This is a genomic window from Streptomyces sp. AC558_RSS880 (assembly GCF_019049255.1).
GTDB lineage: Bacteria > Actinomycetota > Actinomycetes > Streptomycetales > Streptomycetaceae > Streptomyces.
Window position 1 is genome coordinate 1 of record NZ_JAGMUJ010000220.1, and the last position, 229, is coordinate 229.

Here is a 229-nt window from a genome sequence, read left to right on the forward strand (position 1 = left end):
GATCCTCACCGGCGTCTTCGCCTGGCTGGGCAAACCGGTCGACGGTGTGTTCCTGGCCGCGCTGCTCACCGTGATCGGTTACTCGGTGAACGACTCCGAGGTGGTGTTCGACCGGATCCGCGAGCTGTGGTGCAAGGACGGCAAGGCGCCGCTGGCCCAGGTCACCAACCGGGCGATCCTGCAGACGGTGCCCCGTACGGTCAACACCGGTATCGGTGTGATCTTCATC

The 229-nt window shown here is 65.1% G+C and carries 1 pseudogene; it reads left to right on the forward strand.

From position 1 onward, the window contains the following. Nucleotides 1–229: pseudogene (locus KUM38_RS41410) on the forward strand (protein translocase subunit SecD); the annotation flags it as partial.